At 38.2% G+C, this 23,733-nt stretch carries 21 protein-coding genes, 1 pseudogene and 1 riboswitch; of the genes and pseudogenes, 9 read left to right on the plus strand and 13 right to left on the minus strand.

Going from position 1 to position 23,733, the window contains the following annotated elements:
- Positions 1-575 precede the first annotated feature (575 nt).
- From AC3II9_RS19495 to AC3II9_RS19505, 3 genes and pseudogenes are all read right to left on the minus strand, one after another.
- Positions 576-1,888: pseudogene (locus AC3II9_RS19495) on the minus strand (IS1380 family transposase).
- Positions 1,889-2,158: 270 nt separating this feature from the next.
- Positions 2,159-2,359 (minus strand): cold-shock protein, encoded by a 201-nt coding sequence (locus tag AC3II9_RS19500; RefSeq protein ID WP_391373085.1) that lies wholly within the window; start codon positions 2,357-2,359, stop codon positions 2,159-2,161.
- Between the two features lie 662 nt (positions 2,360-3,021).
- Positions 3,022-4,572 (minus strand): hypothetical protein, encoded by a 1,551-nt coding sequence (locus tag AC3II9_RS19505; RefSeq protein WP_489158139.1) that lies wholly within the window; start codon positions 4,570-4,572, stop codon positions 3,022-3,024.
- Positions 4,573-4,701: 129 nt separating this feature from the next.
- Here AC3II9_RS19505 and AC3II9_RS19510 point away from each other — a divergent pair, with 129 nt between their 5' ends.
- The 3 genes from AC3II9_RS19510 to AC3II9_RS19520 all read left to right on the plus strand — a co-directional run bounded on the left by AC3II9_RS19510 (position 4,702) and on the right by AC3II9_RS19520 (position 6,966).
- On the plus strand, positions 4,702-4,911 hold the full coding sequence (locus AC3II9_RS19510; protein WP_391373079.1) for a hypothetical protein: 210 nt from the start codon (positions 4,702-4,704) through the stop codon (positions 4,909-4,911).
- A gap of 57 nt (positions 4,912-4,968) precedes the next feature.
- Positions 4,969-5,397: a GatB/YqeY domain-containing protein gene (locus AC3II9_RS19515; protein WP_489158141.1), complete on the plus strand. Its 429-nt coding sequence runs from the start codon at positions 4,969-4,971 to the stop codon at positions 5,395-5,397.
- A 168-nt stretch (positions 5,398-5,565) separates the two neighbouring features.
- Entirely contained in the window at positions 5,566-6,966 is a 1,401-nt protein-coding gene (locus tag AC3II9_RS19520; protein ID WP_489158143.1) for a tetratricopeptide repeat-containing diguanylate cyclase, read from the plus strand.
- A gap of 115 nt (positions 6,967-7,081) precedes the next feature.
- Here the strand turns inward: AC3II9_RS19520 and AC3II9_RS19525 are convergent, their stop codons facing one another.
- Complete coding sequence (locus tag AC3II9_RS19525) at positions 7,082-7,516, minus strand: DUF2269 family protein (RefSeq protein WP_489158145.1); 435 nt, start codon at positions 7,514-7,516, stop codon at positions 7,082-7,084.
- 128 nt (positions 7,517-7,644) lie between these two features.
- Between AC3II9_RS19525 and AC3II9_RS19530 the strand changes: the two genes are divergently transcribed.
- The 4 genes from AC3II9_RS19530 (at position 7,645) to AC3II9_RS19545 (ending at position 11,239) form a co-directional block, all read left to right on the plus strand.
- On the plus strand, positions 7,645-8,835 hold the full coding sequence (locus AC3II9_RS19530; protein WP_489158147.1) for a YbfB/YjiJ family MFS transporter: 1,191 nt from the start codon (positions 7,645-7,647) through the stop codon (positions 8,833-8,835).
- Positions 8,836-8,991: 156 nt separating this feature from the next.
- Positions 8,992-10,179, plus strand: a complete 1,188-nt coding sequence (locus tag AC3II9_RS19535) for an ornithine--oxo-acid transaminase (RefSeq protein ID WP_489158149.1) — start codon at positions 8,992-8,994, stop codon at positions 10,177-10,179.
- 72 nt (positions 10,180-10,251) lie between these two features.
- Positions 10,252-10,803: an SLOG family protein gene (locus AC3II9_RS19540; RefSeq protein WP_489158151.1), complete on the plus strand. Its 552-nt coding sequence runs from the start codon at positions 10,252-10,254 to the stop codon at positions 10,801-10,803.
- Positions 10,804-10,927: 124 nt separating this feature from the next.
- Positions 10,928-11,239 (plus strand): hypothetical protein, encoded by a 312-nt coding sequence (locus AC3II9_RS19545; RefSeq protein WP_489158153.1) that lies wholly within the window; start codon positions 10,928-10,930, stop codon positions 11,237-11,239.
- Positions 11,240-11,335: 96 nt separating this feature from the next.
- Here AC3II9_RS19545 and AC3II9_RS19550 read toward each other — a convergent pair whose 3' ends face one another.
- Positions 11,336-11,560, minus strand: a complete 225-nt coding sequence (locus AC3II9_RS19550; protein WP_431028796.1) for a sulfurtransferase TusA family protein — start codon at positions 11,558-11,560, stop codon at positions 11,336-11,338.
- Positions 11,561-11,579: 19 nt separating this feature from the next.
- Positions 11,580-12,644: a YeeE/YedE thiosulfate transporter family protein gene (locus AC3II9_RS19555; protein ID WP_489158155.1), complete on the minus strand. Its 1,065-nt coding sequence runs from the start codon at positions 12,642-12,644 to the stop codon at positions 11,580-11,582.
- A gap of 423 nt (positions 12,645-13,067) precedes the next feature.
- Here AC3II9_RS19555 and fumC point away from each other — a divergent pair, with 423 nt between their 5' ends.
- The gene (gene fumC, locus AC3II9_RS19560; protein WP_489158157.1) at positions 13,068-14,459 is read left to right on the plus strand and encodes a class II fumarate hydratase; all 1,392 of its coding nucleotides are present in this window, start codon (positions 13,068-13,070) and stop codon (positions 14,457-14,459) included.
- 92 nt (positions 14,460-14,551) lie between these two features.
- Here the strand turns inward: fumC and AC3II9_RS19565 are convergent, their stop codons facing one another.
- Positions 14,552-16,753 (minus strand): YcdB/YcdC domain-containing protein, encoded by a 2,202-nt coding sequence (locus tag AC3II9_RS19565; RefSeq protein WP_489158158.1) that lies wholly within the window; start codon positions 16,751-16,753, stop codon positions 14,552-14,554.
- Between the two features lie 203 nt (positions 16,754-16,956).
- Between AC3II9_RS19565 and AC3II9_RS19570 the strand changes: the two genes are divergently transcribed.
- Positions 16,957-18,336 carry an S-layer homology domain-containing protein gene (locus AC3II9_RS19570; protein ID WP_489158160.1) on the plus strand — a complete coding sequence of 460 codons (1,380 nt, stop codon included), beginning with the start codon at positions 16,957-16,959 and terminating at the stop codon, positions 18,334-18,336.
- Between the two features lie 99 nt (positions 18,337-18,435).
- Here the strand turns inward: AC3II9_RS19570 and AC3II9_RS19575 are convergent, their stop codons facing one another.
- The 6 genes from AC3II9_RS19575 to AC3II9_RS19600 all read right to left on the minus strand — a co-directional run bounded on the left by AC3II9_RS19575 (position 18,436) and on the right by AC3II9_RS19600 (position 23,716).
- A complete protein-coding gene (locus tag AC3II9_RS19575; RefSeq protein WP_489158162.1) occupies positions 18,436-19,377 on the minus strand; it encodes a ring-cleaving dioxygenase in 942 nt (313 codons plus the stop codon).
- A 15-nt stretch (positions 19,378-19,392) separates the two neighbouring features.
- Entirely contained in the window at positions 19,393-20,010 is a 618-nt protein-coding gene (locus AC3II9_RS19580; RefSeq protein WP_489158164.1) for a nitroreductase family protein, read from the minus strand.
- 208 nt (positions 20,011-20,218) lie between these two features.
- The gene (locus AC3II9_RS19585; protein WP_391373040.1) at positions 20,219-20,410 is read right to left on the minus strand and encodes an ABC transporter permease; all 192 of its coding nucleotides are present in this window, start codon (positions 20,408-20,410) and stop codon (positions 20,219-20,221) included.
- 341 nt (positions 20,411-20,751) lie between these two features.
- Positions 20,752-22,068: a nucleobase:cation symporter-2 family protein gene (locus AC3II9_RS19590; protein ID WP_489158166.1), complete on the minus strand. Its 1,317-nt coding sequence runs from the start codon at positions 22,066-22,068 to the stop codon at positions 20,752-20,754.
- Positions 22,068-22,652 (minus strand): xanthine phosphoribosyltransferase, encoded by a 585-nt coding sequence (locus AC3II9_RS19595; protein WP_391373034.1) that lies wholly within the window; start codon positions 22,650-22,652, stop codon positions 22,068-22,070. Before AC3II9_RS19595 ends, AC3II9_RS19590 begins: the two co-directional genes overlap by 1 nt.
- 135 nt (positions 22,653-22,787) lie before the next feature.
- Positions 22,788-22,889, minus strand: a riboswitch (purine riboswitch).
- Between the two features lie 146 nt (positions 22,890-23,035).
- On the minus strand, positions 23,036-23,716 hold the full coding sequence (locus AC3II9_RS19600; protein ID WP_489158168.1) for a hypothetical protein: 681 nt from the start codon (positions 23,714-23,716) through the stop codon (positions 23,036-23,038).
- Positions 23,717-23,733 lie beyond the last annotated feature (17 nt).

Consider the following 23,733-nt stretch of genomic DNA (forward strand, 5'->3'; position numbering starts at 1 on the left):
GTCCAAAATTTTGTTTCTTATTCAGAAACATTTATTGTTAACGTTTTGCTTGTTCAGTTTTCAAAGTTCATTTCGTTAAGTTGTTGTGTTATCTCTTAACGACTTGTCCTATGTTACAGGCTTATTGATAAAAGGTCAATACTTTTTTACAAAAAAATATTCATTACGCTATATTTCTTAAAAGTTTCCTTATTATATAAACCTCTAATCTTTTTTTGGCTCTTCACCAAAACGTGTACTTGAACGTACATTCCTTTACAGGTAGACGCGCATCCAGGATGAGGTCAAACCTCCCCGTCACTCATGCTTCGGTGCTCCTGTCGCTTTGCTTTCGCGCAGATAAAGGACATATTTTGGTGTTGAACCTTTTTTATGTTCATTAAATTATTCTTACATTAACCTGAATTATTCATAGCTCCTTGGAATTTAAAGATTTGAAGGCGACTTTGTAGCAAAAACAGAAAAAATCATGAAGAAACGGCGCGTACGAAATCATTGAGCTTAAAAATGATGATGCAGGCGTCTTTTTAGACAGATTCCTCCCTTGATGCGGATTCGAATTTTTAAAAAAGGATTTAGTTGAATTGGAGCTGTTGCACCCTGGTCAGTACATCCCAAAAGAAGTGCGTGTACACGAAACTAGAGGACAATTTAACATGAAGTGACCGTGCTGATTTCACGAATTTACTCGCGACCTTAATGAGCCGTGTGCAAATTGTTTGGATTTGAATGCCTCTTGCCACAGGTGGAAAACTGAGTGTGCGTAACCAGTTCGTCAAGTTATAGTCGAGTAAACTGATCATCATGCGCGCCTCATTAACCACATAATCATGACTTTTCATGTGGTCGAAGCCAATTCCATCCTTCGCCTCTTTAATGAAATTTTCCATTATGCCACGTTTTTGATAAGACGTGACAATCGCTTTTAGTGAAAACGTGTCATTCTAATTTGTCACGAAAAAGGCATGAGAAAAGAACAGTTCTCCCGCTGGACGTGTGGACTGAATGATGATGCGACGTGGCACCAAGAATCCGCTTGAGAAGTGGACTCTTCCACATCGCTTTCCGGCACAAATATATCAAGAATTTCTTGAGATGGATATAGTTCTTCGACCAGTGCCTTTAGTTTGGCGTTCGACTTGAGACGGATGATGTAGTACACCGATTCCTTTTCACAAAGTTCATATAGCGCCGGCACCACAAAGCCGCTATCTCCATGCACGAGTGCCGACGTTGTGGGAAATGTTTCGTTGTAGTGCTCGATTAAAGGACGCAGAAAATCCACGACCCTATTGGACGTATAGACATTACCAGGACGTAACTGAGCCTTTAAAAAATCACCTGTTAAACCATCAAAGGCAACGCGTGGATGAAAACCGATTGTCCTATAATGGGCATTGTACGCAGCCTGTTCCTGCTTGCCGTAAGTATCGGCACGAGAAGAATCGAGGTCAATCAGAAGTGTATTGGTCTTGCGCATCCGGTGCACACGGTCCAGTAGTTCCTGATTCGCTGCTTGAAGCTGATTATAGGATTGGTCGTCAAAACGGTTGAAGAAGCGTGATAACGATGGCTGTGACGCAAGCGCTGGTGTACCTAAAACCTGCGTGAAAACAGGGTCATGTGTCAGGTGATCCGCAGCGCCATCCTCGTGATAGCCCGCGATGATTTAATAGATTTTTTGACGAATCAACAGCTCATTAGAATGCATATAAAACAAGCGCTCATCTGTTAGCTGAAGATGCTTAGCAATCGGTTGAGAGAAGCCAATCTTTTCGGCGAATTCGCGGAAAATCAGTTCGCCTGTGTCGGAAGAAAGGGCACCGCCATCAGAAGATAATTTAATAGAACGGTTGAAATATAAGGGTTTTTGCGATAAAGGTGTCATTATAAGAATCCTTTCTCTGGGTGTTTTGTTTAGTCGCAATAACCTTAACAGAAATGGATTCCTTTTCCACCTTTTAAGTGAAAAAGAGAATCCCACTGAAAAGCCGACAATTCAGCTTTTCAGTGGGATTTTGTGTTGAGTGGTGAATAATCTAGGATTAACTTTATTGTTTCATCATCTGCATAAAAAACTTCAATTCAAAATACAAAAAGAGACACCCTATAAAGGTGCCTCTTGTTCTAACTAATGATTTACTTTAAATTTTAAAAATTAAAGTTTAACAATGTTAGCAGCTTGTGGTCCGCGGTTGCCTTCTTCTACGTCGAATTCAACTTTTTGACCTTCTTCTAATGATTTGAAACCTTCGCCTTGGATTGCTGAGAAGTGAGCAAATACGTCAGCTCCGTTTTCAACTTCGATAAAACCGAAACCTTTTTCTGCATTAAACCATTTAACTGTACCTTGTGCCATGTGTGATGACCTCCAAAAAATTAATTTATAATAATAATAGAACTTCTCCGTATAAAAAAAATCCGCCTATTACAAAAAGTACCGAATGATCACGATTACTTTTTGTAATAGGTGAATTCATAGTTTCTCCGAAGAAATTTAATTATTGATTTCATTATATAACATGTTTTTCTATTTGTCCAATTTCTCAACACTTATTAATAATTTAACGTACATACTCCTTAGAAAAAACTACACAATAAACGACTTACACATTTTAAATATTACTCAAATCACCGTCAATATCTCATATAAATTGCTCTTTCATCCTATCGGCAAAGAAATCAGAGCTGATAAGCGTTTCACGTGTTTTCCTAACATATTTAGATCATGTAAAAACTTCAATAACCACATAGGAAATTAACGCAATATATAGCTGACTAGCGACTTATCCCTCTCGCCGATTTTTCTGTTATCACATGACATAATTTCATGACCACATGCACTATTTCCTTTTCACCATCTATAAATTCATGGTGATGTTTCTCTATTTATTTTTGAAATATAACTAGTAAAAGAAAAAAGAGTGAAACGGTCCCAAACAATTCCGAATGCCCTGCCAAGCATTTTCTACCCTAAAAAAAGCTATCGTTCTCAAGGTTATATATCTAGGCTACTTCGCTTTAACCTATATCCTCTAACCCATAATACTCATCCTGTAATGTCCCTATTTGATCATGTGTTATTTTAAGGCGTGTTTTTAATTCTTTTAACTTTTCTTTCTCTAATGTAATAAGTGCATCATAATGCAATGCTTTTTCACGGTGAAGAGTCGCACTTGCTTCATATAGTTGGATTTGCTCTCGCTCTGCTTGCAATACAGAGCTATCCATTTCCAAAAAGGCTTCTGTTAGCACTTTGAGCTTTTCATCAATGTCCTTTTGAATTTGTTTTTTCTGTGCTTTTAATTTTGTGTTATCGATCGTAGAAGCAATAACCTGCCAAAGACCTTTTCTGGCAAGGTTTTCTTCCTGCTGATTATTTAGGGCCGCTCGTTCACTTTCCTTTATAATGAGCCAATCGATTCCCTCTTGTAGTAGCGGCGTACGCTCCTCTTTTGGTACGTTTACGATATACTTCCCAATAAAGGCTTTGTATGCTTGCACCTTTTCTTTATCTAGTTCCATTTGCCTCACATGCTTCTCCCGCGCTTCCTCATGCTCGGTAATTTCCAGTTGTTGCTGATGAATAGTTACTTTATAGCCTTCTCTTTTGGTGAATAATTCCTCATAACGCTTTACTTGCTGTTGCCAATACCTTGTAAATGGTGTGCTATCAATTTGCCCAATACGATTTTGCGCCACAATAGGTAAGGTTAGCTGCAAAATCCCTAAAGGTAATAACTTTTTCTTTACATGCTTATTTTGATGCTTTAAGAGCAATCCTCCACCACCAAGTGCTAATGGGATTAACATAAATGGGCTCATCATCATTGAAAATAAGGCTGTCGCTACGGTGTATACACCAAATGGTAGGGCAACACCGCTAAGTGCCATCGTGGATGCAATCGCCGTTGTCAGCGTTGTATAGGCTGAAAAACCCGCCACCTCCACAATCATTGATAAGACAATAACGGACCCTTGGGTTAAAATGGCCATGCGAAGCGTCTCATGTGTTAACTCATCAATGCCCAACCCTTGCTTCAATTGCTGTTGCTTTTCTATCGGTAACTCCGTCAGCAAATGTTCTATTTTCTCCGTAAAATTTGTTGATTGCTCTTCACTTAATTCACGGAACTTGGCATCAAAAGCAGCAAATAACTTTTGCATTTGATATTGGATCATTAGCTGATAGGCTTCCTGCTCATGTGCTGATTCAATAAATGCTTCATAATCTTTATCACCTTTTAACATTTGCTGATGTGTTACTTGCACAATGACTTCACTTTGTTTCTCAATATCGTCTATACAATCGTAACGTATCCCTTTGATATCCAAAAAACGTGTCATTTCGGTCAGTAGTTTTACTTGTAATTCTACATCCGAATAACGTTCTAACTTTTTCACTTCTTCTTTTAATGCTTCATTGAAATGATCGATGTCTTTAGAGAAAAAATCTTTCGTTTTCGCTGTTAGCATATCAATTATGTTTGTCTTACATAATAATGCGTATACCATGCGTAGCTCCTGACCTGTTGTCTGTAACAATGCATGCGCAAGTACTCGACCGTTCATACTAATCCCTCTTTCCCTTATTCATTCCCTCTATATAGTAATCACTTTCTTCCTACCGTGCATCTTTTTCTTTTTATATAATGCACGGTATAATAGAACTAACATAGAACAGAAGGAAGGATGATTTTCATGAACATCACATTAATGGAAAAAGGCGAAGTACTTGCTACGATTGTAGAGAAGCAAGTAACTTGTGACGATAATAAAGTACGTGAATGCTTAGAGGCGCTTATCTTGAATCATGAACTCAATAATTTCCCACCGCATATCGATAAAGACCAAATGCTAAAAGATGCCATCAAAGGCTTTGCATTTGCAAGCGGCTATGAGCTGAAATAACATAATTAGCAAAAGATTTGTTATACTATCAAAACTAAAAGAGACGGAGTGAACGGTATGTTAAAAGATGAAGTATTTGCTCAATTAAAAGTAGCGATGAAAGAAAAAGATGTCGTAGCAAAAGGCGTATTACAGCTCGTAAAATCGGCATTAGATGCGGCAGAAAAAGAAAAAGGCACTACATTAACAGAGGCAGAAGAAATTGCGGTGATTAACCGTGAAGTAAAACAAACGAATCAAGCATTGGAAGGTGCTCAAGCTGCTGGTCGTGCAGATTTAATTGAAAAAGAAGAAACGAAATTAGCACTGCTAAAGAGTTTTCTACCAAAACAGCTTTCAGAAGAGGAAATTGCCGAAGCATTAACAGCTGCAGGCGTTGTAGCAGGGATGAGTATGGGCGATGCGATGAAAATTGCTAAACCACTACTTGCCGGTAAAGCAGAAGGAGCCGTTATTTCAAAAGTAGTGAAATCCCTTATTGCATAGTTCACCTAGACGTTGCCACAAGCAGCGTCTTTTTATCTTTTTACCCCCTCCTACTAAACTAACAGGAAACACAACTTATTCCCTAGTATTTTATAGGAAGATAGTATTTCATTTAAAACTTATTATGTTAATCTAGAACTAGTAGTTATATTACTCGGAGGGATTATTTTGCAATCTTATTATGAATCACAACTAGAAGTAGCAAGAGAACTATTCCGTAAAACGCAATGCGATATTACGATTTCTATTCTAGATGCAGAACTACCTAAAATTGAAAAAGAAAAAAATTATAAATTGTTATGTGAGTATTTAAATTTAAAAATCGCTGCCTATCTTACTAAAGGGGATATTGAATCGGTAGAATCACTACTAGAACCATTCAAAATCGCACTAACCGAGAGTGGCAACGAAGAGTTAAAAGCAAACTATCCATATCATGCAGCAACCTTCTTTTATATGAGTGGCGATATAGAACGTTCGATTGAGTATAATTTGAGGGCGTTTAAAATCATAGAAAACAACCCTTCTCATCTATACTATATAGGTATTTGTATTAATCTAAGTTCTTGTTATTTATTACTAAAAGATTTTGAAAAGGCCCAATATTACCGAGAAAAAATTGTGACACATATAAAATTCAATAAACATGAATATCCCCTTGCCTATTTTCACTATATGAACAACTATGCATTTCATTTATTTGAATTAAAACGATATGACGAAGCTTATGAAATGCTAAACAACGTCTTAACCCACCCTTTAATAAGAGAAAATACAAAACATTACGCTATGACAATTTGTAATATGGGTGTGTATTATTCACGGGTCAATCAATGGGAAAAGGCTGACAACTACTTAGAAAAATCTTGGTCGATTTTTGAGAACTTTTCTGACGTACAGGCTAAAGGACGATTTTTAACGTCTATTATTAATGCGTATGAAGAAATGGGCAATTATAAACAAGCATATAAGTATGCACGAATCAAAAATGACTTATTAGAGTCCGAAGAATCTCGGCGTCAGCAAGCCCGTTTACATGAGTTTGCATTGAGCACAAGTAAAGATTCACTCACTCTATTAATTTATACAGATAAACTCACACAAGTGCATAGTCGGTACTATTTCGATGAGCAATCAGAAAAGTGGCTCCAAGAAGCGATTGAGCAACACACGCCGCTCTGTTGCGCTCTATTTGATATCGATAATTTCAAAAAACAAAACGATTGTTACGGGCATGTCGTAGGCGATCAAATTCTTCAGCAAATCGGTATCGTAGCAAATAAATTTCAACACGAGAACGAATTATTTATCGCTCGCTATGGTGGAGACGAATTTATTGTATTCAGTAAAAATGTTGAATTATTTAACAAAACAATTGAACATTTATTCTCTACTTTGCAAGCAGTCGAAATTCCGTATGAAGATACGTACCTCTCTTTTACGATTAGTTTAGGAGCTGTCGTCATCGAAAATTTATCTGACTATACTGTCTCGATGATGATCGAACAAGCAGATAAAAAGCTATACGAGGTAAAACAGACGGGTAAAAATAATTTAAAAGTCGGGTAAAGGATGGGCTGTCCAGAACAGCCCACTTCCATACTTATTAACAACACTAAAAAATATCGCTCCTGCGCTGATTCCATCATCCTCGTCTCAAAAGGAATTTTTAAACGCACCCTTTTCACCATAAATGCGGCTTCGCAACCATTAACCAGAGCATAATTAACATAATGACAATATATTTTACTGTAGCCATTTGTACTGTCTTTATAAATAGGTCTTTCCTAAATACGTCAGCATCAGCAATTCGCCACGCAGGTTTAAACGCTTTCGCTAAAAATAGTAGCGATGCTAACATCACCACAATTGTCGCGAGTACCCACGATGTTTGCCATGACCAGCCACCAAGCCACATTAGTACGATTCCACTCGGCACAACCACATGTCCTGCCAAACTAACCGCTCGTACAGCGCCTCGTAACCCTTCTACAATGCCACGGACTACTATTTCACCTGCCTGTTGCATTCGTTTTAACATCGGGAAAATAGCAAATAACGGACCAATTGCTACAACAGCACTGAGTATATGTATAAATAATACGAGTTTATATATCACTAACTTCCCCTCTCCATTCATCATTTTTCTCTATTTTACCTAATTTCTATCAGAATAATAGCATTACATTTCTATATACCATTATTTATCAGAATGTTATGATTAATTTATTAAGGGGGGGATGTATTGTGAATCGTCAACATGCAGGGGTATTATTTGGGGGAATTTTACTTCTTGTTGTAGCAATGGGCATTAGCCGATTCGCCTTCACACCATTACTACCATTTATGCGGGCAGATGAAGGATTATCGTTCCAAACAGGAGGCTGGCTCGCTTCAAGTAATTATATCGGCTATTTTGTAGGGTCACTTGGCGCAGGATTTATTTATAAACGCAAAAAGTTTTTTCTACTAAGCAATGTTTTATTAAATGTAGTCTCTATTATTTGTATGGGGCTCACTCATTCTTATGTATTATGGATTGTTTTACGATTTATCGCAGGGGTGACAGGTGGATTTATTTTCGTGTTAACTTCTAGTATTATTATGGATTATTTGGCCAAACATCTTCTTACACGCTGGTCTGGCTATGTGTTTAGTGGCATCGGGATTGGGATTGCCATTTCAGGTTTATGTGTCCCCTTTTTGGAAGTCCACTTTATGTGGGAAGGGACATGGGTAGGGCTTGGACTGTTATCTGCACTATTTGTCCTGATGACCCTTGTCTTATGGAGGCATATTGTCGTCCATGATGGTGAACGTGTTGCTAAAACAAATGATACAAATATTTGGCGAGGATTTATGCCATGGCTCATTATTGCATATGGTTTAGAAGGACTTGGCTATATTATTACGGGGACGTTTTTAGTAGATATCGTATATAATATTGAAAATTTACAAGCGTATGCCAGCTATACCTGGGTAGTCGTTGGCATTGCCGCCGCGCCATCTGCTCCTTTCTGGATGGCGATGATGTCGCGCTTTAAGCCTGTACACGTGATGTTTATTGCTTACATATTGCAAGTGTTTGGTATTATTTTACCTGTATTATCGCAAACCGTATGGAGCGTACTATTATCTGCCTTTTTATTCGGCTGTACATTCGTTGGACTCGTAACACTGTCGACGGGATATGGGCGCCAGCTATTCCCACGTCAAAGTAACTTTGTCGTCTCCATGTTGACTACATTTTACGCCTTCGGACAAATTATCGGACCGATTATCGCAAGCCGCTTAGAAGTATATTTTTCGAGTTTTAAAGCGCCTTTACTATTTGCTGGTAGTATCGTTTTTTGTGCATTTGTTATTTTAGTAAGCGGGTATGTGCTGACACATCAGACACAGAAGGTACAAGTAAAGAGCGTCAAATCACCTTCCTAATAGCTTTTACTAGTACTTCCTTCCAAAATCAACTTAAAATGAGCGGGTACTTAAATGTATACTTGCGCTGTTTTTGAAAAAACAAATAGTTATTAGTGAAAAAAGTAGGCCTCGTGTCTACTTTTTTCGTATGATAAGAGTACAAAGGGAGGCATAATGATGGATACAAAAACAATTATTGCTCAAACAGAAGCGTTTGGGGCAAATAACTACCATCCCCTACCAATCGTTATTTCTGACGCTCTTGGTGTGTGGGTGTATGATCCAGAAGGCAATAAATATTTAGATATGCTGTCGGCTTACTCAGCTGTCAATCAAGGGCACCGTCACCCGAAAATTATCGAAGCTTTAAAAGCCCAAGCTGACCGTGTGACATTAATATCCCGCGCGTTCCATTCAGAAAATTTAGGTGCATGGTACGAAAAGGTTGCCCAATTAACTCATAAAGAAATGGTCTTACCAATGAATACAGGTGCTGAAGCGGTGGAAACAGCGATTAAAACCGCACGTCGCTGGGCATATGATGTCAAAAAGATTACCGGAGAAGCAGAAATTATTTGCTGTGAGGGAAACTTCCACGGGCGTACAATGGCAGCTATTTCGATGTCTTCAGAACAGGCGTATCAGCGCGGTTTCACCCCTTTGTTACCTGGCTTTAAAACGGTTCCTTATGGTAATATCGAGGCCATTCGTCAAGCCATTTCAAAAAATACGGCCGCTGTCATTTTAGAGCCGATTCAAGGAGAAGCAGGGATTGTCATTCCTCCCAAAGGATTCTTACAAGAGGTTTCAAAATTATGTCACGATAATAATATATTAATGATTGCGGACGAGATTCAAACAGGGCTAGGTCGTACAGGCAAAATGTTCGCCTGTGATTGGGAAGATGTCGTGCCGGACATCTATATACTCGGCAAAGCACTTGGCGGCGGTGTGATGCCTATTTCATGTGTAGCAGCAAACCGCGATATTTTAGGCGTTTTTAATCCTGGCTCACATGGCTCAACATTTGGTGGGAATCCACTTGCTTGTGCTGTATCGATTGCCGCACTGGATGTATTGATAGATAAAGATCTTGCTACACGTTCAGTTGAGCTTGGTACTTACTTTATGGAGAAGCTCAGTGACATTCAACATCCCGCTGTGAAAGAAATACGTGGTCGTGGATTATTCATCGGCCTCGAGTTACATGAAGCGGCTCGCCCCTATTGCGAAAAACTAAAGAACGTCGGTTTATTATGTAAAGAAACACATGACACCGTTATTCGTTTTGCTCCCCCACTCACCATTTCACAACAAGAATTAGACTGGGCAATCGAACGAATCAAAAACGTATTTGCATAATCATCCCATCATGCCTCAGGAGCCGCTCATCCTGAGGCATCCCTACTACGGATGAAAAAGGAGTCGAGAACGATGAAGACCATTTATGTAACAGGCTACCGTGCACATGAACTCGGTATTTTTAACGATAAACATCCTGGCATTGCCGTTATTAAAAAAGCATTATATGACCAACTTTATCAACTTTGCGATGAAGGGTTAGAATGGGTTGTCATTAGCGGGCAACTTGGCGTAGAAGCTTGGGCAGCCGAAACAGTGATCGAATTACAAGAACATTTCCCTGATCTTAAATATTCCATGATTACTCCCTTTCTAGATCAGGAGAAAAATTGGAATGAACAAAAGCAAGCGCAGTATATACATATTTTAAATCATGCAAATTTCGTGACGAGTGTAACAAAACGTCCTTATGAGGCACCTTGGCAATTTATCGAAAAAGATAAATTCATCATTCATAATACGGACGGTATGTTACTTGTTTACGATGAGGATAATGAGGCTTCACCTAAATATGTACTCAAGCTAGTTGAAAAGTATATGGAAAATAACGAATACGAACTACGCCGTATTACCGCCTATGATTTACAGATTGTTGCCGAGGAATTACAGCGTTCCGACTGGTGATTTTGTTAATTTAAAGAAAATTCTTTAAAATCAGAATGTTTAATGTGCAAAAAGTGGGCTGTCTTTGCTATAATGAAATTGTAGTAAGTTAGTTTTTCTAACATAAGAGAGGAGTGGTACATGAATGGATACAATTAAAATGGTCGTAGAGCAAAAACCGATTAATATTTTGCACCACACGTATAACCGTGAGTGCCGTTACACACGCGGGTTGCATATTCCAATCGAGGATTTCCAACATATCGTCAACCGCATGTGTCCAGATACGAAAACGTATTTTGAGTTTCACAATGTGGCAACGAAAATTGAACGTGGTGAATATTTAAATGGCTATGCAGGTTTAGCCCGCAATATCACTAACTACTACAAAACTGAGAAAGGTGCCGAAGTAGCAGGCCTAAACGATGGACGTGACTTCTACGTTAAAATCGTTTAGAGGAACACAAAATTGGAAACCAAAACAAACACCGCCAATAGGAGCAAGCAAACAGCAAGCGACTATAATGGCGGTGTTATTTATTTTAACATACTATTATTTTTTCTTAATCGTAATTGTCCAAGCTGCTTCGCCTACTTGCTCAAAGTTTGTTACTTCATGCCCTGCCTCTGCCGCCCAACGTGGAATCGATTCTGTCCCTTGCGTACAATCGAACTCTACGATTAACTCATCACCTGAATGAATTTCTTCAATTGCTTGTTTTGCTTCTACTAAAGGAAATGGACAAACCATTCCCATCACTTCTAATTTCTTTTGCATATAAACTCTCTCCTTCTATTTAAGCTGTTACTGTTTGTGTACGTGCAGCCTGTGCTTTTTTACGCGGACGAACAAATACAAAATAAGATGCTGTCCATGTTCCTAAAATCATGAATAATAATGAAATCCATCCAGACCATGTCATCATCGCTGTCATCACAAGACCATTTCCGATTGAACAGCCGCCTGCTAAACTTGCACCAAACCCCATCATTAAACCACCTGAGAAGCTATTAAGACCTGTCTTGACATCCGGCATACGGAAACGGAACTCGCCCGCCATTTTTGCACCAAACATAGAACCAATCAGTACACCTAAAACTAAGAACACACCCCAGTTAATAAACGTTAAATCGCCTGTTACAAGGAACTGTAGAAGATTGGCAGAAGGAGTTGTAATCCCTAAACCACCGATACGTCCTGTCGCTACTGATAACGGCCATGCTACTGTTGCAATCACACCGATAATCGCTGCTGTCATAAATGGATTCCAACGTTTTTCAAATAAAATATGTGCCAATCCTGTTTTCTTTGGCTTTAATGAAGGAATCTTTACTTTTGGCTTTTTTAGCTCACGATATACAATGAATGCTACAACAGCGACTAAAATTACGATGAAAACCCATGGACTTACACCAAACGTTGCAGCCATCGAGTTATTACCTACTTCATAAGACTTTAATTGATCACTAATTGGTGCTAACGGACCTGTACGCATCATTGCTGCTACTAACATATAACCCGCAAGTGCAATCCAGCTACCAATTAAGCCTTCCCCTGCGCGATACCAAGTACCTGTTGCACAGCCACCGGCAAAAATAATACCAATTCCAAAAATAAAAGATCCTACAATGACTGCTAATAAAGAAATAGTACCTGCCGAAAATTCAAAAACACCTAAACTAATTAATGTATATACACCTACACTTTGTACGGCAATTGCAATTAATAGTGCATAAAACATACGATTATCCTTTGCAATATACATATCACGGAAGCCGCCTGTTAAACAAAAACGTCCGCGTTGCATAACAAATCCTAGCAAAGCACCACATAACAAACCTGTAAGAAGACTTAAAGACATTGTCATGTAACCTCCTTTAATACTTAGTAAATTTATAGGTTTATATTATATTAACCAATTCCTTATCACAATAATCCCAAATACCTATTTATTTACTAGGTATTTATTTCAGAAAAATGAAGTCTTCCACCGTTATACCTCGCTACAGCCTCTTTTCAACATACTAAAAACACTTCCTCTATCGTTAAATCGGAAAATATAATCATTTTTATTTTACCTTGACTAACTAAATGATAAAGATTATCATTATCATTATAATTGTTAAGTATTTCATTTTTATTCGAAACGTCCCCCCCAGAATCGTTTCGTATCCTCCCTTACAATTTTTCATATGATAAAGGCAATGACAAACTTTTAAAGAGTTTGTCATTTTCCCTGTATGGGGAATACTCATTACATACACATAAAAAGGAGCGAATAGTTATGGAATTCCGTATTGAAAAAGACACAATGGGTGAAATTCAAGTCCCTGCTGATAAATTATGGAAGGCACAAACACAACGTAGCTTACAAAACTTTAAAATTGGTACTGAAAAAATGCCCATCGAAGTCATTCATGCATTCGCCATTCTGAAACGATCGGCTGCCATCGCAAATCAAAAGCTTGGCAAGCTATCTGACGTAAAAGCAAATGCCATCGTAACGGCGGCTGATGAAATTTTAGCAGGAAAGCTAGATGACCAATTCCCACTTGTTGTATGGCAAACGGGCTCTGGTACGCAGTCTAATATGAATGTCAACGAGGTGATTTCCTTCCGTGCAAACCAACTGCTGGAGGAGCAAGGGACAAAAGAGCGTATCCATCCTAATGATGATGTGAACAAATCCCAAAGTTCAAATGATACATTCCCTACTGCTCTACATGTTGCGGCAGTTTTAGCAGTGGAAGATTATTTACTACCAAAATTAAACGTTTTAAAAGCAACACTTCAAGCAAAAACAGAAGCATTTAACGACATTATTAAAATTGGTCGTACACACTTACAAGATGCAACACCACTTACGTTAGGGCAAGAAATTTCAGGCTGGGCACATATGCTTGTTAAATCTGAAAGGATGATCCACGTAACAACTGAATTTATGAAAGAACTAGCCATTGGCGGTACAGCTGTTGGTACAGGGATTAATGCCCACCCTAAATTTGGTGAAATGGTTGCGACAGAAATTTCAGCGCATACAGGGAAACACTTTATCACAGCAGAAAATAAATTCCATGCTTTAACGTCACACGACGAAATTACAACAGCTCATGGTGCGTTAAAAGCATTAGCTGCGGATTTAATGAAAATTGCGAATGACGTACGTTGGCTAGCATCTGGTCCACGCTCTGGAATCGGAGAAATTACGATTCCTGAAAACGAACCAGGCTCATCTATCATGCCAGGGAAAGTAAACCCAACACAATCAGAAGCAATGACGATGGTAGCATGCCAAGTATTTGGTAATGATGCAACAATTGGCTTTGCAGCATCACAAGGGAATTTTGAATTAAATGTCTTTAAACCCGTCATTATCTACAACTTCTTACAATCGGCTCGCCTGCTTGCAGATGCAATGCAAAGCTTTAACGACAACTGTGCGGTTGGCATCGAACCAAATCAAGAAGTATTAGATGCAAACTTACGTAATTCATTAATGCTCGTAACAGCATTAAATCCATATATCGGTTATGAAAAAGCAGCTGAAATTGCTAAAAAAGCACATAAAGAAGGAACTACACTAAAGGAAGCCGCACTTGTAACTGGTTACTTAACAGAAGCACAATACGATGAATACGTCGATCCAAAAACGATGATTTATCCAAATGTAGAGTAGGACATACAAAACAAAATCACGTTACAAAAAAACGTAACGTGATTTTTATTTTGTTTATTTTTTCATGTTAAAGAACAAAAAACGAGCATTTTTTACCAATTTCTAATATTTTGTTCGTTCATTTTATGTGCTACGCGAATTGTTATTTTTGCTAATTCTGCATATGTCACATCGCTTTTCGGTTTTAATTGGCTATTTTCTGCCTCAAATAAACCTGCTGCATAGGCTAACGCCACATATCCACGCATGTCCTTCGACACTTGTGCAGCATCACTATAATTTAACTGATAAATATCACTATATTGTGCTGCCCCATCCCACTTTAATAGACTCACTGTCCATTTCGCTAATTCTTCACGTGAAAGTGGTGCATCCACATTAAATGTTTTATCATTTGCATTCAATAGGCCTAGTGATAATGCACGTGTTACAAATGGATATAACTCATGCTCTGGCGAAATATTCGTAAACGATTCTGTTGCTTCCCCTTCATCATAGTACGTATATGTGACAGACTTCATTAGCGCTTTTAACGCTTCCCCTTTTGTAATCGCCGCATCTGGGTTAAATGCATCGTCTACTTCTAGGGCACCTGTACGAATTAAATAATTTAACTCCTCAGCGGCTGTCGGATGCTCAATTGTTGTATTCTTGTTCATACTTTCGTATAACCATTCACCTGTTTTGGCATCAATATAATTAAAGAAGCTTTCTTTAAACTTTGGCTGGTATACTAAACTATAATGGTTTTCATTTTCAACATTCTGAAGGTTTGCGTATTGTAATTCTACCTTTAATTGGTCTTTTAACAGTTTTGTCGCTTCTTGCTTTGTTAAAATCCCTTCTGCTACAGGCCACGCTATTTGATCATACGCCGCCACAGATAAGTGTAGTAATTCCCCTTTTTCACTAATACCTACAGAAATTTGGTCCCCAATTACCGTTAAACCATTTACGATACGTGGGAATGTGAAGTAATGGCTCTTACTTTCATTAAAATAAGGCTCCTCATTTACTTGCAATGCATAGTTATTTGCGTAAGAAGGTACCCACTCTTTAATATAACCAATTGCTTTTTCTAATGCTTGTTGCTTTGTTAATGCTGGCTCTTTATCTTCCTCTTCCACTGGTCCTAAAAGATGGTTTTTGATGTCGTAATATTCAATAACTTCACCTGTGGCTTTGTCGATTACCAGCGAAGCACCTGTACCGCCATTTTTATATTCATACGAATAATCGATTGAATAAACTTCTTTACCATCTCCATTTTCGGTTTCATAAATTGATTGAATTTTTAATTCTACACCTTTTTGATTTGTGGCAAGGAGCTTCATTGCAAACTCTTGTGCTTGTTCTGCTGTAATACCCGGTTGCTTTGGTGCTAAAGGCTGATCCACAATCGGTGTCACCTCTTGCGTTTTTGGTAATGTAGCTGATAGTCCATCCGCCGTAATCCACTCACCTGTTAAAGCATGTACGCGTTCGCTATTTGGTTGATAGACTAGTTTTACATTTTTTTCACCTGTCTGATAATCCATATCAACCATATACGAAAGCTGCGCTGTTACAGCATTTCGAATACGCTTTGCCATTTCTGATTCATTTTGCTTTTTCGATACGTCATCGTACGTAAAATCACCCTTTTTTGCTTGTCCCTTATAGAACGACGTAACCGTTCCATCGCCTAATACCGCTACACTCATATATCGATCAGCTAACGGTACACCTGATTTTGTGACATTATACATGAAGTGATATTGCACTGGCTCTGTTAAAAGCGGCGAATAGAAATCATAGTAACCATAGGAATCTGATGCAAGCTTGTATTCCGTCGTTTGATCAAACTTTTTAATAAATTCATTGGCAATTTTTTGTGCTTCTTCTTTTGAATATTTAGCTGGGAACAATACCTCTGCATAGTTTGCCGGTTGATAATAGAAATTTTCAAGCTCTAAGCTTTCCCCAGCAAATGTTACACTCCCATATTCGTAACGATTGTCAATTCTTTTAGAAAAACTCAGCTCATATCGTAATGTATCGTCTCCCGAGTAGTGATGCCCTGTACTCATATGAAAGTCTTTTTCCGCTACATTTGTAAACTCATTTGGAAATAGCTCTCTAAATCGTTTGATTAAATCATTTTTTGTCACTACCGCATTCGTTTGTGCCACTTGAATTGGCAATGTCTCCGGACGTTCATTCGCGAACGTTGAAGCACTGGCAACTGGCGCTAATAAACCGACTGATAATGCCGTTGCTGATAATAATGTCCCTACTTTTTTAAATGTAACCATTTTTCCATCCCCCTATCTATTTTCGTGCAGAAACCTCCACATTTACATATACGTATTTCGGAAACAAAAGTTTCATATATATGAAAAAATACCACTTTTTAACTACATTTTTAATAAATAAATATTTTTAAAAATTTAAACAGATTTTAATAATGATCCTTTAATCTATTTTTGTATGTTGAACTATGTTAGGAGGATAAAACATGAAAAAGTGGATAGTAACAGTTGTCTTAGGGTTGACCTTGTTCTTTGTACCACAGCTGTCAAACGCTAAAACATTTACGGATGTACCGAGCAATAACCCGTACTATGATATGTTGGATGTTTTATCGGATGACGGCATTATTAGCGGTTATGGTGATGGTCAGTTTAAGCCAGATGCTACGATGACACGGGCACATATGGCCGTCATGATTACACGTGCCTATGAGTTAGAGGATGTACGTCCAGCAGTGAGCTTCTTAGATGTACCGTCAACACATCCTTATTACGAGGCGATTACAAAGCTTTATAAAGCCGGCATTATTGATGGATCAAACGGTAAGTTCCGTCCAGATGAGCCATTGACACGTGCCCAATTAGCGAAAGTATTAACAAACATTTTAGGACTTGAAGAAACACAAACAACTGCCTTTCAAGATGTTCCTGTACACGATTCGTTTAATGGCTTTATTGGCGCATTAGTCGAAGCTGGTATTACAACAGGTTACGGCAATGAAACATTCCGTCCAAATGCATTCGTTACACGTCAACACTTTGCTGTATTCATCTATCGTGCATTATATACTGAGGAAGAAACAGGCAGCGAAGACGAAATTGAAAGTGAAGAAGATGGCTTGCCTATTTCACCAGTCGGAACGGAAGCAATGCAAGCATACTTAGATCAATTGCATTCGATTGAAACAGAATACGGTCTGTTTTATGCTTCACCATCGATTAGTGATGCGTATTTAACAGCCTATGCTGAGGCGTTCACAGAAGAAGAAGTACATGATTTCGCCGCGCTTTTCGATGTAGTAGTAGATGAAAAACCAGTATTTTTAGTTTTAGCATTTGAGGAAGATATTAAAGAATACAGCAATTACGGCGATGTTGAAGGATTAGACGATGCTATGGGTTGGGTAAACTTTGAAGAAAATGTCATCGTCTTAACAACAAACCTACAAGAAGAGGAGGATTATGTAAATCTTGAACTATTAGGACACGAATACTTCCACTGGGTCGTATCCAACTTCTATGAAGTATCCTTTACAACGAGTTGGGTAGAAGAAGCATTAGCTGAAAATATTGGATATACAATGCAAGATAATAAAGACCACTTTGTACAAACAGATAAATTCCAGGAATACATTGAATATTTACTGGAAATTGAACAATTTGGTGATATAACCGAGTCCTATAGTGCTGAATCCGTTGTTGCACTTGCACTACTGGAATCTCAATTTGGTATGGATAAAATAGAAGAGTTTATTCTATTAATCCCACAATTTGAGGATGATGAAGAAGCATTTATACAAGTATTTAACATGTCCTATGAAGATTTATATGCATATATCGAAGCGTATTTAGATTCATTAGTGTAAGCTAAAAACATAACTACTACGTATTTATTGCTTTATACAGATAGGGCTTGTGCTAAAGCGAAGCATATGCTTCCTTTTAAGTACAGCCCTTCTCTGTGTTTAGTTATTTGCCTTTACTATACGTACTTGTATTGGAGGTAGCTTGCTTTCTAATTGCGCTCGCATATGCTCATATTGTGGTGGCAACATCAGCTGGCTGCCCATTACTTGTGGTGTTTCATCAATTGCAAAGCCTGGTGGATCTGTTGCGATTTCAAATAAAATCCCACCCGGTTCACGGAAATAGATAGCCTCAAAATAATTACGGTCTTTCACATCTGTTACATGTAGCCCTTTATTCATCACATGTTCCTGCCATTGCAAGTGCTCCGTTTGATTTTTTGCGCGCCAGGCAATATGATGTACCGTTCCAGAACCCATTGCGCCGCGACGACCAGGGACTATTTTTAAATCAATGATATTCCCAATCGTAGCAGGTGCTTTATACCTCACATAATCCCCTTCACGTGCGACAAGTTCTAATCCCATGACATTTGTTAATACATCGGCGGTTTGCTGTGGACTACTTGAATATAAAGTGGCACCACCAAATCCTTTGATTGCCACATCAGATGTCACCTCACCAAATGACCACTTACTGTTTTCTCCTTCTTTCCGCTCAACCAGCTCGATATGTAGCCCGTGTGGATCATCAAACTGAACATACTGCTCACCAAAGCGCTCTACCTCTATAAAAGGAACAGCAAATTCCTCCAGTCGCGCTACCCAAAACGGTAAAGCCCCCTCTGGCACAACATACGATGTAACACCCACTTGCCCATCTCCAATACGTCCACGGAAATCACTTAGCCAAGGGAAAAACGTCATAATTGTTCCTGGTGATCCTGCTTCATCTCCAAAATAAAGATGATACGTACCAGGGTCATCAAAGTTTACTGTCTTTTTCACTAGACGTAACCCTAAAATGCCAGCATAAAAATCTACATTTTCTTGTGGGTCCCCAACGATAGCTGAAATATGGTGAATGCCTACTGTTTGCATCATTTTTCCTCCTACTTAAATAAATGTGACAAACTCATTTACCGGTTTTCGGTAACCACGTAAATTTCGGCTTTGTTCTTTTTCTTTGCCAATGGTAATCATCATAACAATTTCGTGCGTTGATGGAATCGATAAAATTTCGCGTACTTTTTCTTGATCAAACCCAATCATCGGACATGTATCCCATCCACGATTTTTTGCAGCTAGCATAAATAGCATCGCAGAGAGGGATGCATTACGAATCGCATCTTCCTTCATAAATTCCTCACCACGCTCTTCGTAAAATGCTGCATTATCCTGTACTAATTGCGTCAGCTGACAGTCATTAATAACACCCAAATTCTTTAACCCTTCATTTAATCGTGCAGTTTGCTTATATGCATAACGGTCAGCCGTTACAACAATGACACCTGCTGCTGAATGGACTTTATATTGCCCATACGCTGCTTCACGTAATTGTTCTTTTAACTCTGAATCTAAAACCGTAATATATTCAGCATGTTGCAAATTAAACGCAGACGGCGCTAGCTTTACATCATCAAAAATCGGTTTTAAATCTTGTGGCGTGACTGTAATCCCTTCTATAAAATTATTTGCTGAGCGTCGTTTTTCGATGAGTTTTGCAAATTCCATATGTAAGCCCCCATTATTTACTATAAATTTATCTCAAATTTAAATATCTTTAATTCGAGATAAATATACCACTAAGGAACGGCCATGTCAAACAACAGTAGATAAACGTCTTATAAAAATAACAAGGCGCTGCTCTTATTTCTATGCTTGAGCAGCGCCTTTAGTCAAATGTGTCTTGATCGTCGTATGTTTCGATTGTTTTTTCCAATTATTGTGCCTCCTGTAAGATCGTTTTATTGTTCTCAAGAAGCTGAATCATCAACTGAAGAATCTTTTCCTCCATTCTTGGTGATGAATTGACCTCTTTTGCAATAATACGTTTTAAATCTAAAATTGTTTGAACTTCGAGCATGTGCTTTTCTGCTAATTTAAAAGCCTGCTCTAACTGACCGGTCACCATGGGCAACTCTCCTTTTCAAAATGTATTCAGTACTATTATATCAAATAACTCGCAGAGAATTCACATAATTTAGCTAAAAAGTTTATTGTAAATTTTTAGTAAATCGAAACCTTAGAAAAAATCTACATTTCCGACACTTTAAACAAATAAATTTTACAATATTTACATTTTAAAAATAGCTAAAAACAATACTTCTCTACTATTTTAGTATATGCATATTATTTCAAATTGTTACCAAATATTTTATAAAATATATTCGTTAGTGGAAAATATACTATATTTTCTATTCCCACTTTAGAAGAGAAAAAACAAACGCTCCTCATTACGAGGAGCGTCCTACATTATCGTTTCACTGTATCTGATTGACTCATTGTATTTAACTGAGTTTCTGTTTTCGAACTACCAATCATATTAAACACAATATTTAACGCAATCGCTGTAATCGAACCTGTCACGATACCGTTTGCGAATAAAATTGATAATGTTTCTGGTAAGTTTTTGAATACCTCAGGGACAATTGATACACCAACTCCTAAACCAACAGCACATGCCACGATTAACGCGTTTTCCATTGATTTATTGATTTCTGGTGCTAACATTTTCATCCCTTGTGTAATTACTGTACCAAACATCGCAATCATTGCTGCCCCAAGTACAGGTGTTGGAATGATTTGTGTTAAGGCTGCTGCTTTTGGTAAGAAGCCTAGCACAACAAGCATACCACCTGTAATGAAAATGACTTTACGTTCTTTCACACCTGTGATTTGGACTAAGCCTACATTTTGCGAGTACGTTGTGTACGGGAAGGCGTTAAAAATACCACCGATAATAGAAGCTAAACCTTCTGCACGATACCCTTTCGCTAAGTCCTTTGAACCGATTGGCTTTTTACAAATATCACTTAATGCATGGTATACACCTGTTGATTCTACTAATGATACCATCGCTACTAATGTCATCGTAATGATTGGTTCTAAATGGAATTCTGGCGCCCCAAAGTAGAATGGTTGCACCATGTGTAACCAGCCTGCTTCTTTTACCGGCGTAAAATCAACGACACCTAGAATCATGCCTAGCACCGTACCAATGATAATCCCCATTAAAATGGAGATGGCACGCATAAAGCCTGTTGTAAAGCGATAAATCACAATGATCGTGATTAACGCCGTGAACCCTAATAATAAGTTTGTTGTTGAACCGAAATCTGGTGCATCTGCTACACCACCACCAAAGTTTGTAATTGCCGTCGGTAATAATGAAATCCCGATAATGGATACAACTGAACCTGTCACAACCGGTGGGAAGAATTTCACTAGCTTACCGAAGAAGCCTGAAATTAATACAATAATCGCACCTGAAGCAATAATCGCTCCGTAAATAGCACCGATGCCAGCTGAATGTCCAATTGTAATAATCGGTGTTAACGCAGTAAATGTACATCCAAGCACTACTGGTAAGCCAATCCCGACAAATTTACCGCTCCATACTTGTAAAAGTGTTGCTATCCCGCACATTAAAATATCAATCGCTACTAAATATGTCATTTGCTCTGTATTAAAACCAAGAGCACCACCGATAATGAGCGGCACTAAAATAGCGCCGGCATACATCGCAAGTAAATGCTGAATACCAAAAGTAATCGCTTTTGCATTATTCATTAAAATTCACCGTTTTCGAAGAACTCTACCTTCCCGTTTGCAAGTGATTTAATGCGTGCTAGTGATTCAATACGTACGCCTTGTTCACGTAGCATTTTACCACCATCTTGGAATCCTTTTTCAATCACAATCCCTACCCCAACAACATGTGCACCAGCTTGCTCGGCAATATCCAGCAATCCTTTTACTGCCTCCCCATTCGCTAGGAAGTCGTCAATAATGATGACATTATCATCGGCACATAAAAAGTTTTTTGATACTGAAATATCATTCGTCTCATTTTTTGTAAAGGAATGGACCTTTGCTGAATATAAATTGTCTGTTAATGTGAGTGATTTACGTTTACGTGCAAAGACAACCGGCGCACCAATTGTTAAGCCTAAAAATGTTGCCGGAGCAATCCCTGAAGATTCAATTGTTAATACTTTTGTAATTACTTCCTCCGCATAAAGATTAGCGAACTCCTCACCAATTGCTTTCATTAAAAGCGGATCGATTTGATGATTTAAAAATGAATCTACTTTTAACACCGTATCTGATAATACTTTACCTTCTTGCTCAATTTTATCTTTTAACAGCTTCACAGCTACCCGTTCCTCCCTAAACAAAATACTTTACTCAAATAAAAAAACTCGAACAGTCCTTTCCCTATGTGGAAACAAGACTTTCGAGTGTACATCAAAAGTATACAAATAAAATAGTCAATACTAGACATTCTATTCATAAAACTTGCTTCTCATAGTCAACTAATTTACGGTTAGTCGGTAGAAACTTGCGAGCCCTATTCCCGCTATTATATGAGTAAAATGATTTAGTTAAAATTTAAGAATGTCACAATTATAATCACGTTATTTTTGAAATGCAATGCTAACTTTAATAATAAAACGATTTCGATTATTCGGAATTTACTTTCAAAAATCAAAGGTAGTATGATCTATCGTTCGTTTTCTAGGCCGTTTTCTGTATTTTATGACAAAATTCGCCTTACTTCATTTTTAAATAATGTAAAGACCTCTCCTGTTTTACCATAATAACTTAAGCTACGGCAAGCAAATACTTTTATTTTTCGTTCATTCGTAACAAATAGCTCTGCAAATACACCCATTTCTTCAAGGTCTTGCACTTTTTCAATATGCGCATAGTGATCGATGAGCGTATCAGCAAATCGTTGGCGGAACTGCCGTAACGCATCCGCACCATGCAAAATCAGTACCTCTGGCTGGAATTCCGCTAATACTTGGCCGAATACATCGTATCCTTTTTCATAGTCTTCCGGTAAAACCTTGCTATACTCTTTTAAATGTTTAGCAGATTCCGCCATGAGCGCTGTGATCGTTGTATTGATAGCTCTTTCACCACATTCCTCTTTTAACCATTGCATAAAAGCAGCAATTCCCTTATTTTCGCGCGATTGCATCTGTTCACCATAAATCAGCTCAAAAAGCGTTGCATCAACAAGTGATTCCATATACTCAAATTGTTGAAACTCACCACTTACTTCAAACTTCGGATGTGGAAAAGCGCCCACTACAAAGACACGGGATTTATAGGGGTTACCATCTACTAAAAACGGTCGAAAAGCAACACCGTTATTGTTCGATTGTATCCATTCATTTATTTTTCTTTGAAATCCAATTGATACACTCATTTCTTCACCCTCTTAAC

This window comes from Lysinibacillus sp. RU7, assembly GCF_057837305.1.

Bases quoted from the DNA above. Each gene is read 5' to 3' on its own strand.
- AC3II9_RS19590 (WP_489158166.1), bottom strand. From the start codon at position 22,068: ATGAATAATGCAAAAGCGATTACTTTTGGTATTCAGCATTTACTTGCG.
- AC3II9_RS19580 (WP_489158164.1), bottom strand. From the start codon at position 20,010: ATGGAATTTGCAAAACTCATCGAAAAACGACGCTCAGCAAATAATTTT.
- AC3II9_RS19515 (WP_489158141.1), top strand. From the start codon at position 4,969: ATGTTAAAAGATGAAGTATTTGCTCAATTAAAAGTAGCGATGAAAGAA.
- AC3II9_RS19545 (WP_489158153.1), top strand. From the start codon at position 10,928: ATGGATACAATTAAAATGGTCGTAGAGCAAAAACCGATTAATATTTTG.
- AC3II9_RS19575 (WP_489158162.1), bottom strand. From the start codon at position 19,377: ATGCAAACAGTAGGCATTCACCATATTTCAGCTATCGTTGGGGACCCA.
- AC3II9_RS19585 (WP_391373040.1), bottom strand. From the start codon at position 20,410: ATGGTGACCGGTCAGTTAGAGCAGGCTTTTAAATTAGCAGAAAAGCAC.
- AC3II9_RS19500 (WP_391373085.1), bottom strand. From the start codon at position 2,359: ATGGCACAAGGTACAGTTAAATGGTTTAATGCAGAAAAAGGTTTCGGT.
- AC3II9_RS19540 (WP_489158151.1), top strand. From the start codon at position 10,252: ATGAAGACCATTTATGTAACAGGCTACCGTGCACATGAACTCGGTATT.
- AC3II9_RS19565 (WP_489158158.1), bottom strand. From the start codon at position 16,753: ATGGTTACATTTAAAAAAGTAGGGACATTATTATCAGCAACGGCATTA.
- AC3II9_RS19570 (WP_489158160.1), top strand. From the start codon at position 16,957: ATGAAAAAGTGGATAGTAACAGTTGTCTTAGGGTTGACCTTGTTCTTT.
- AC3II9_RS19550 (WP_431028796.1), bottom strand. From the start codon at position 11,560: ATGCAAAAGAAATTAGAAGTGATGGGAATGGTTTGTCCATTTCCTTTA.
- AC3II9_RS19555 (WP_489158155.1), bottom strand. From the start codon at position 12,644: ATGTCTTTAAGTCTTCTTACAGGTTTGTTATGTGGTGCTTTGCTAGGA.
- AC3II9_RS19535 (WP_489158149.1), top strand. From the start codon at position 8,992: ATGATGGATACAAAAACAATTATTGCTCAAACAGAAGCGTTTGGGGCA.
- fumC (WP_489158157.1), top strand. From the start codon at position 13,068: ATGGAATTCCGTATTGAAAAAGACACAATGGGTGAAATTCAAGTCCCT.
- AC3II9_RS19510 (WP_391373079.1), top strand. From the start codon at position 4,702: ATGAACATCACATTAATGGAAAAAGGCGAAGTACTTGCTACGATTGTA.
- AC3II9_RS19600 (WP_489158168.1), bottom strand. From the start codon at position 23,716: ATGAGTGTATCAATTGGATTTCAAAGAAAAATAAATGAATGGATACAA.
- AC3II9_RS19505 (WP_489158139.1), bottom strand. From the start codon at position 4,572: ATGAACGGTCGAGTACTTGCGCATGCATTGTTACAGACAACAGGTCAG.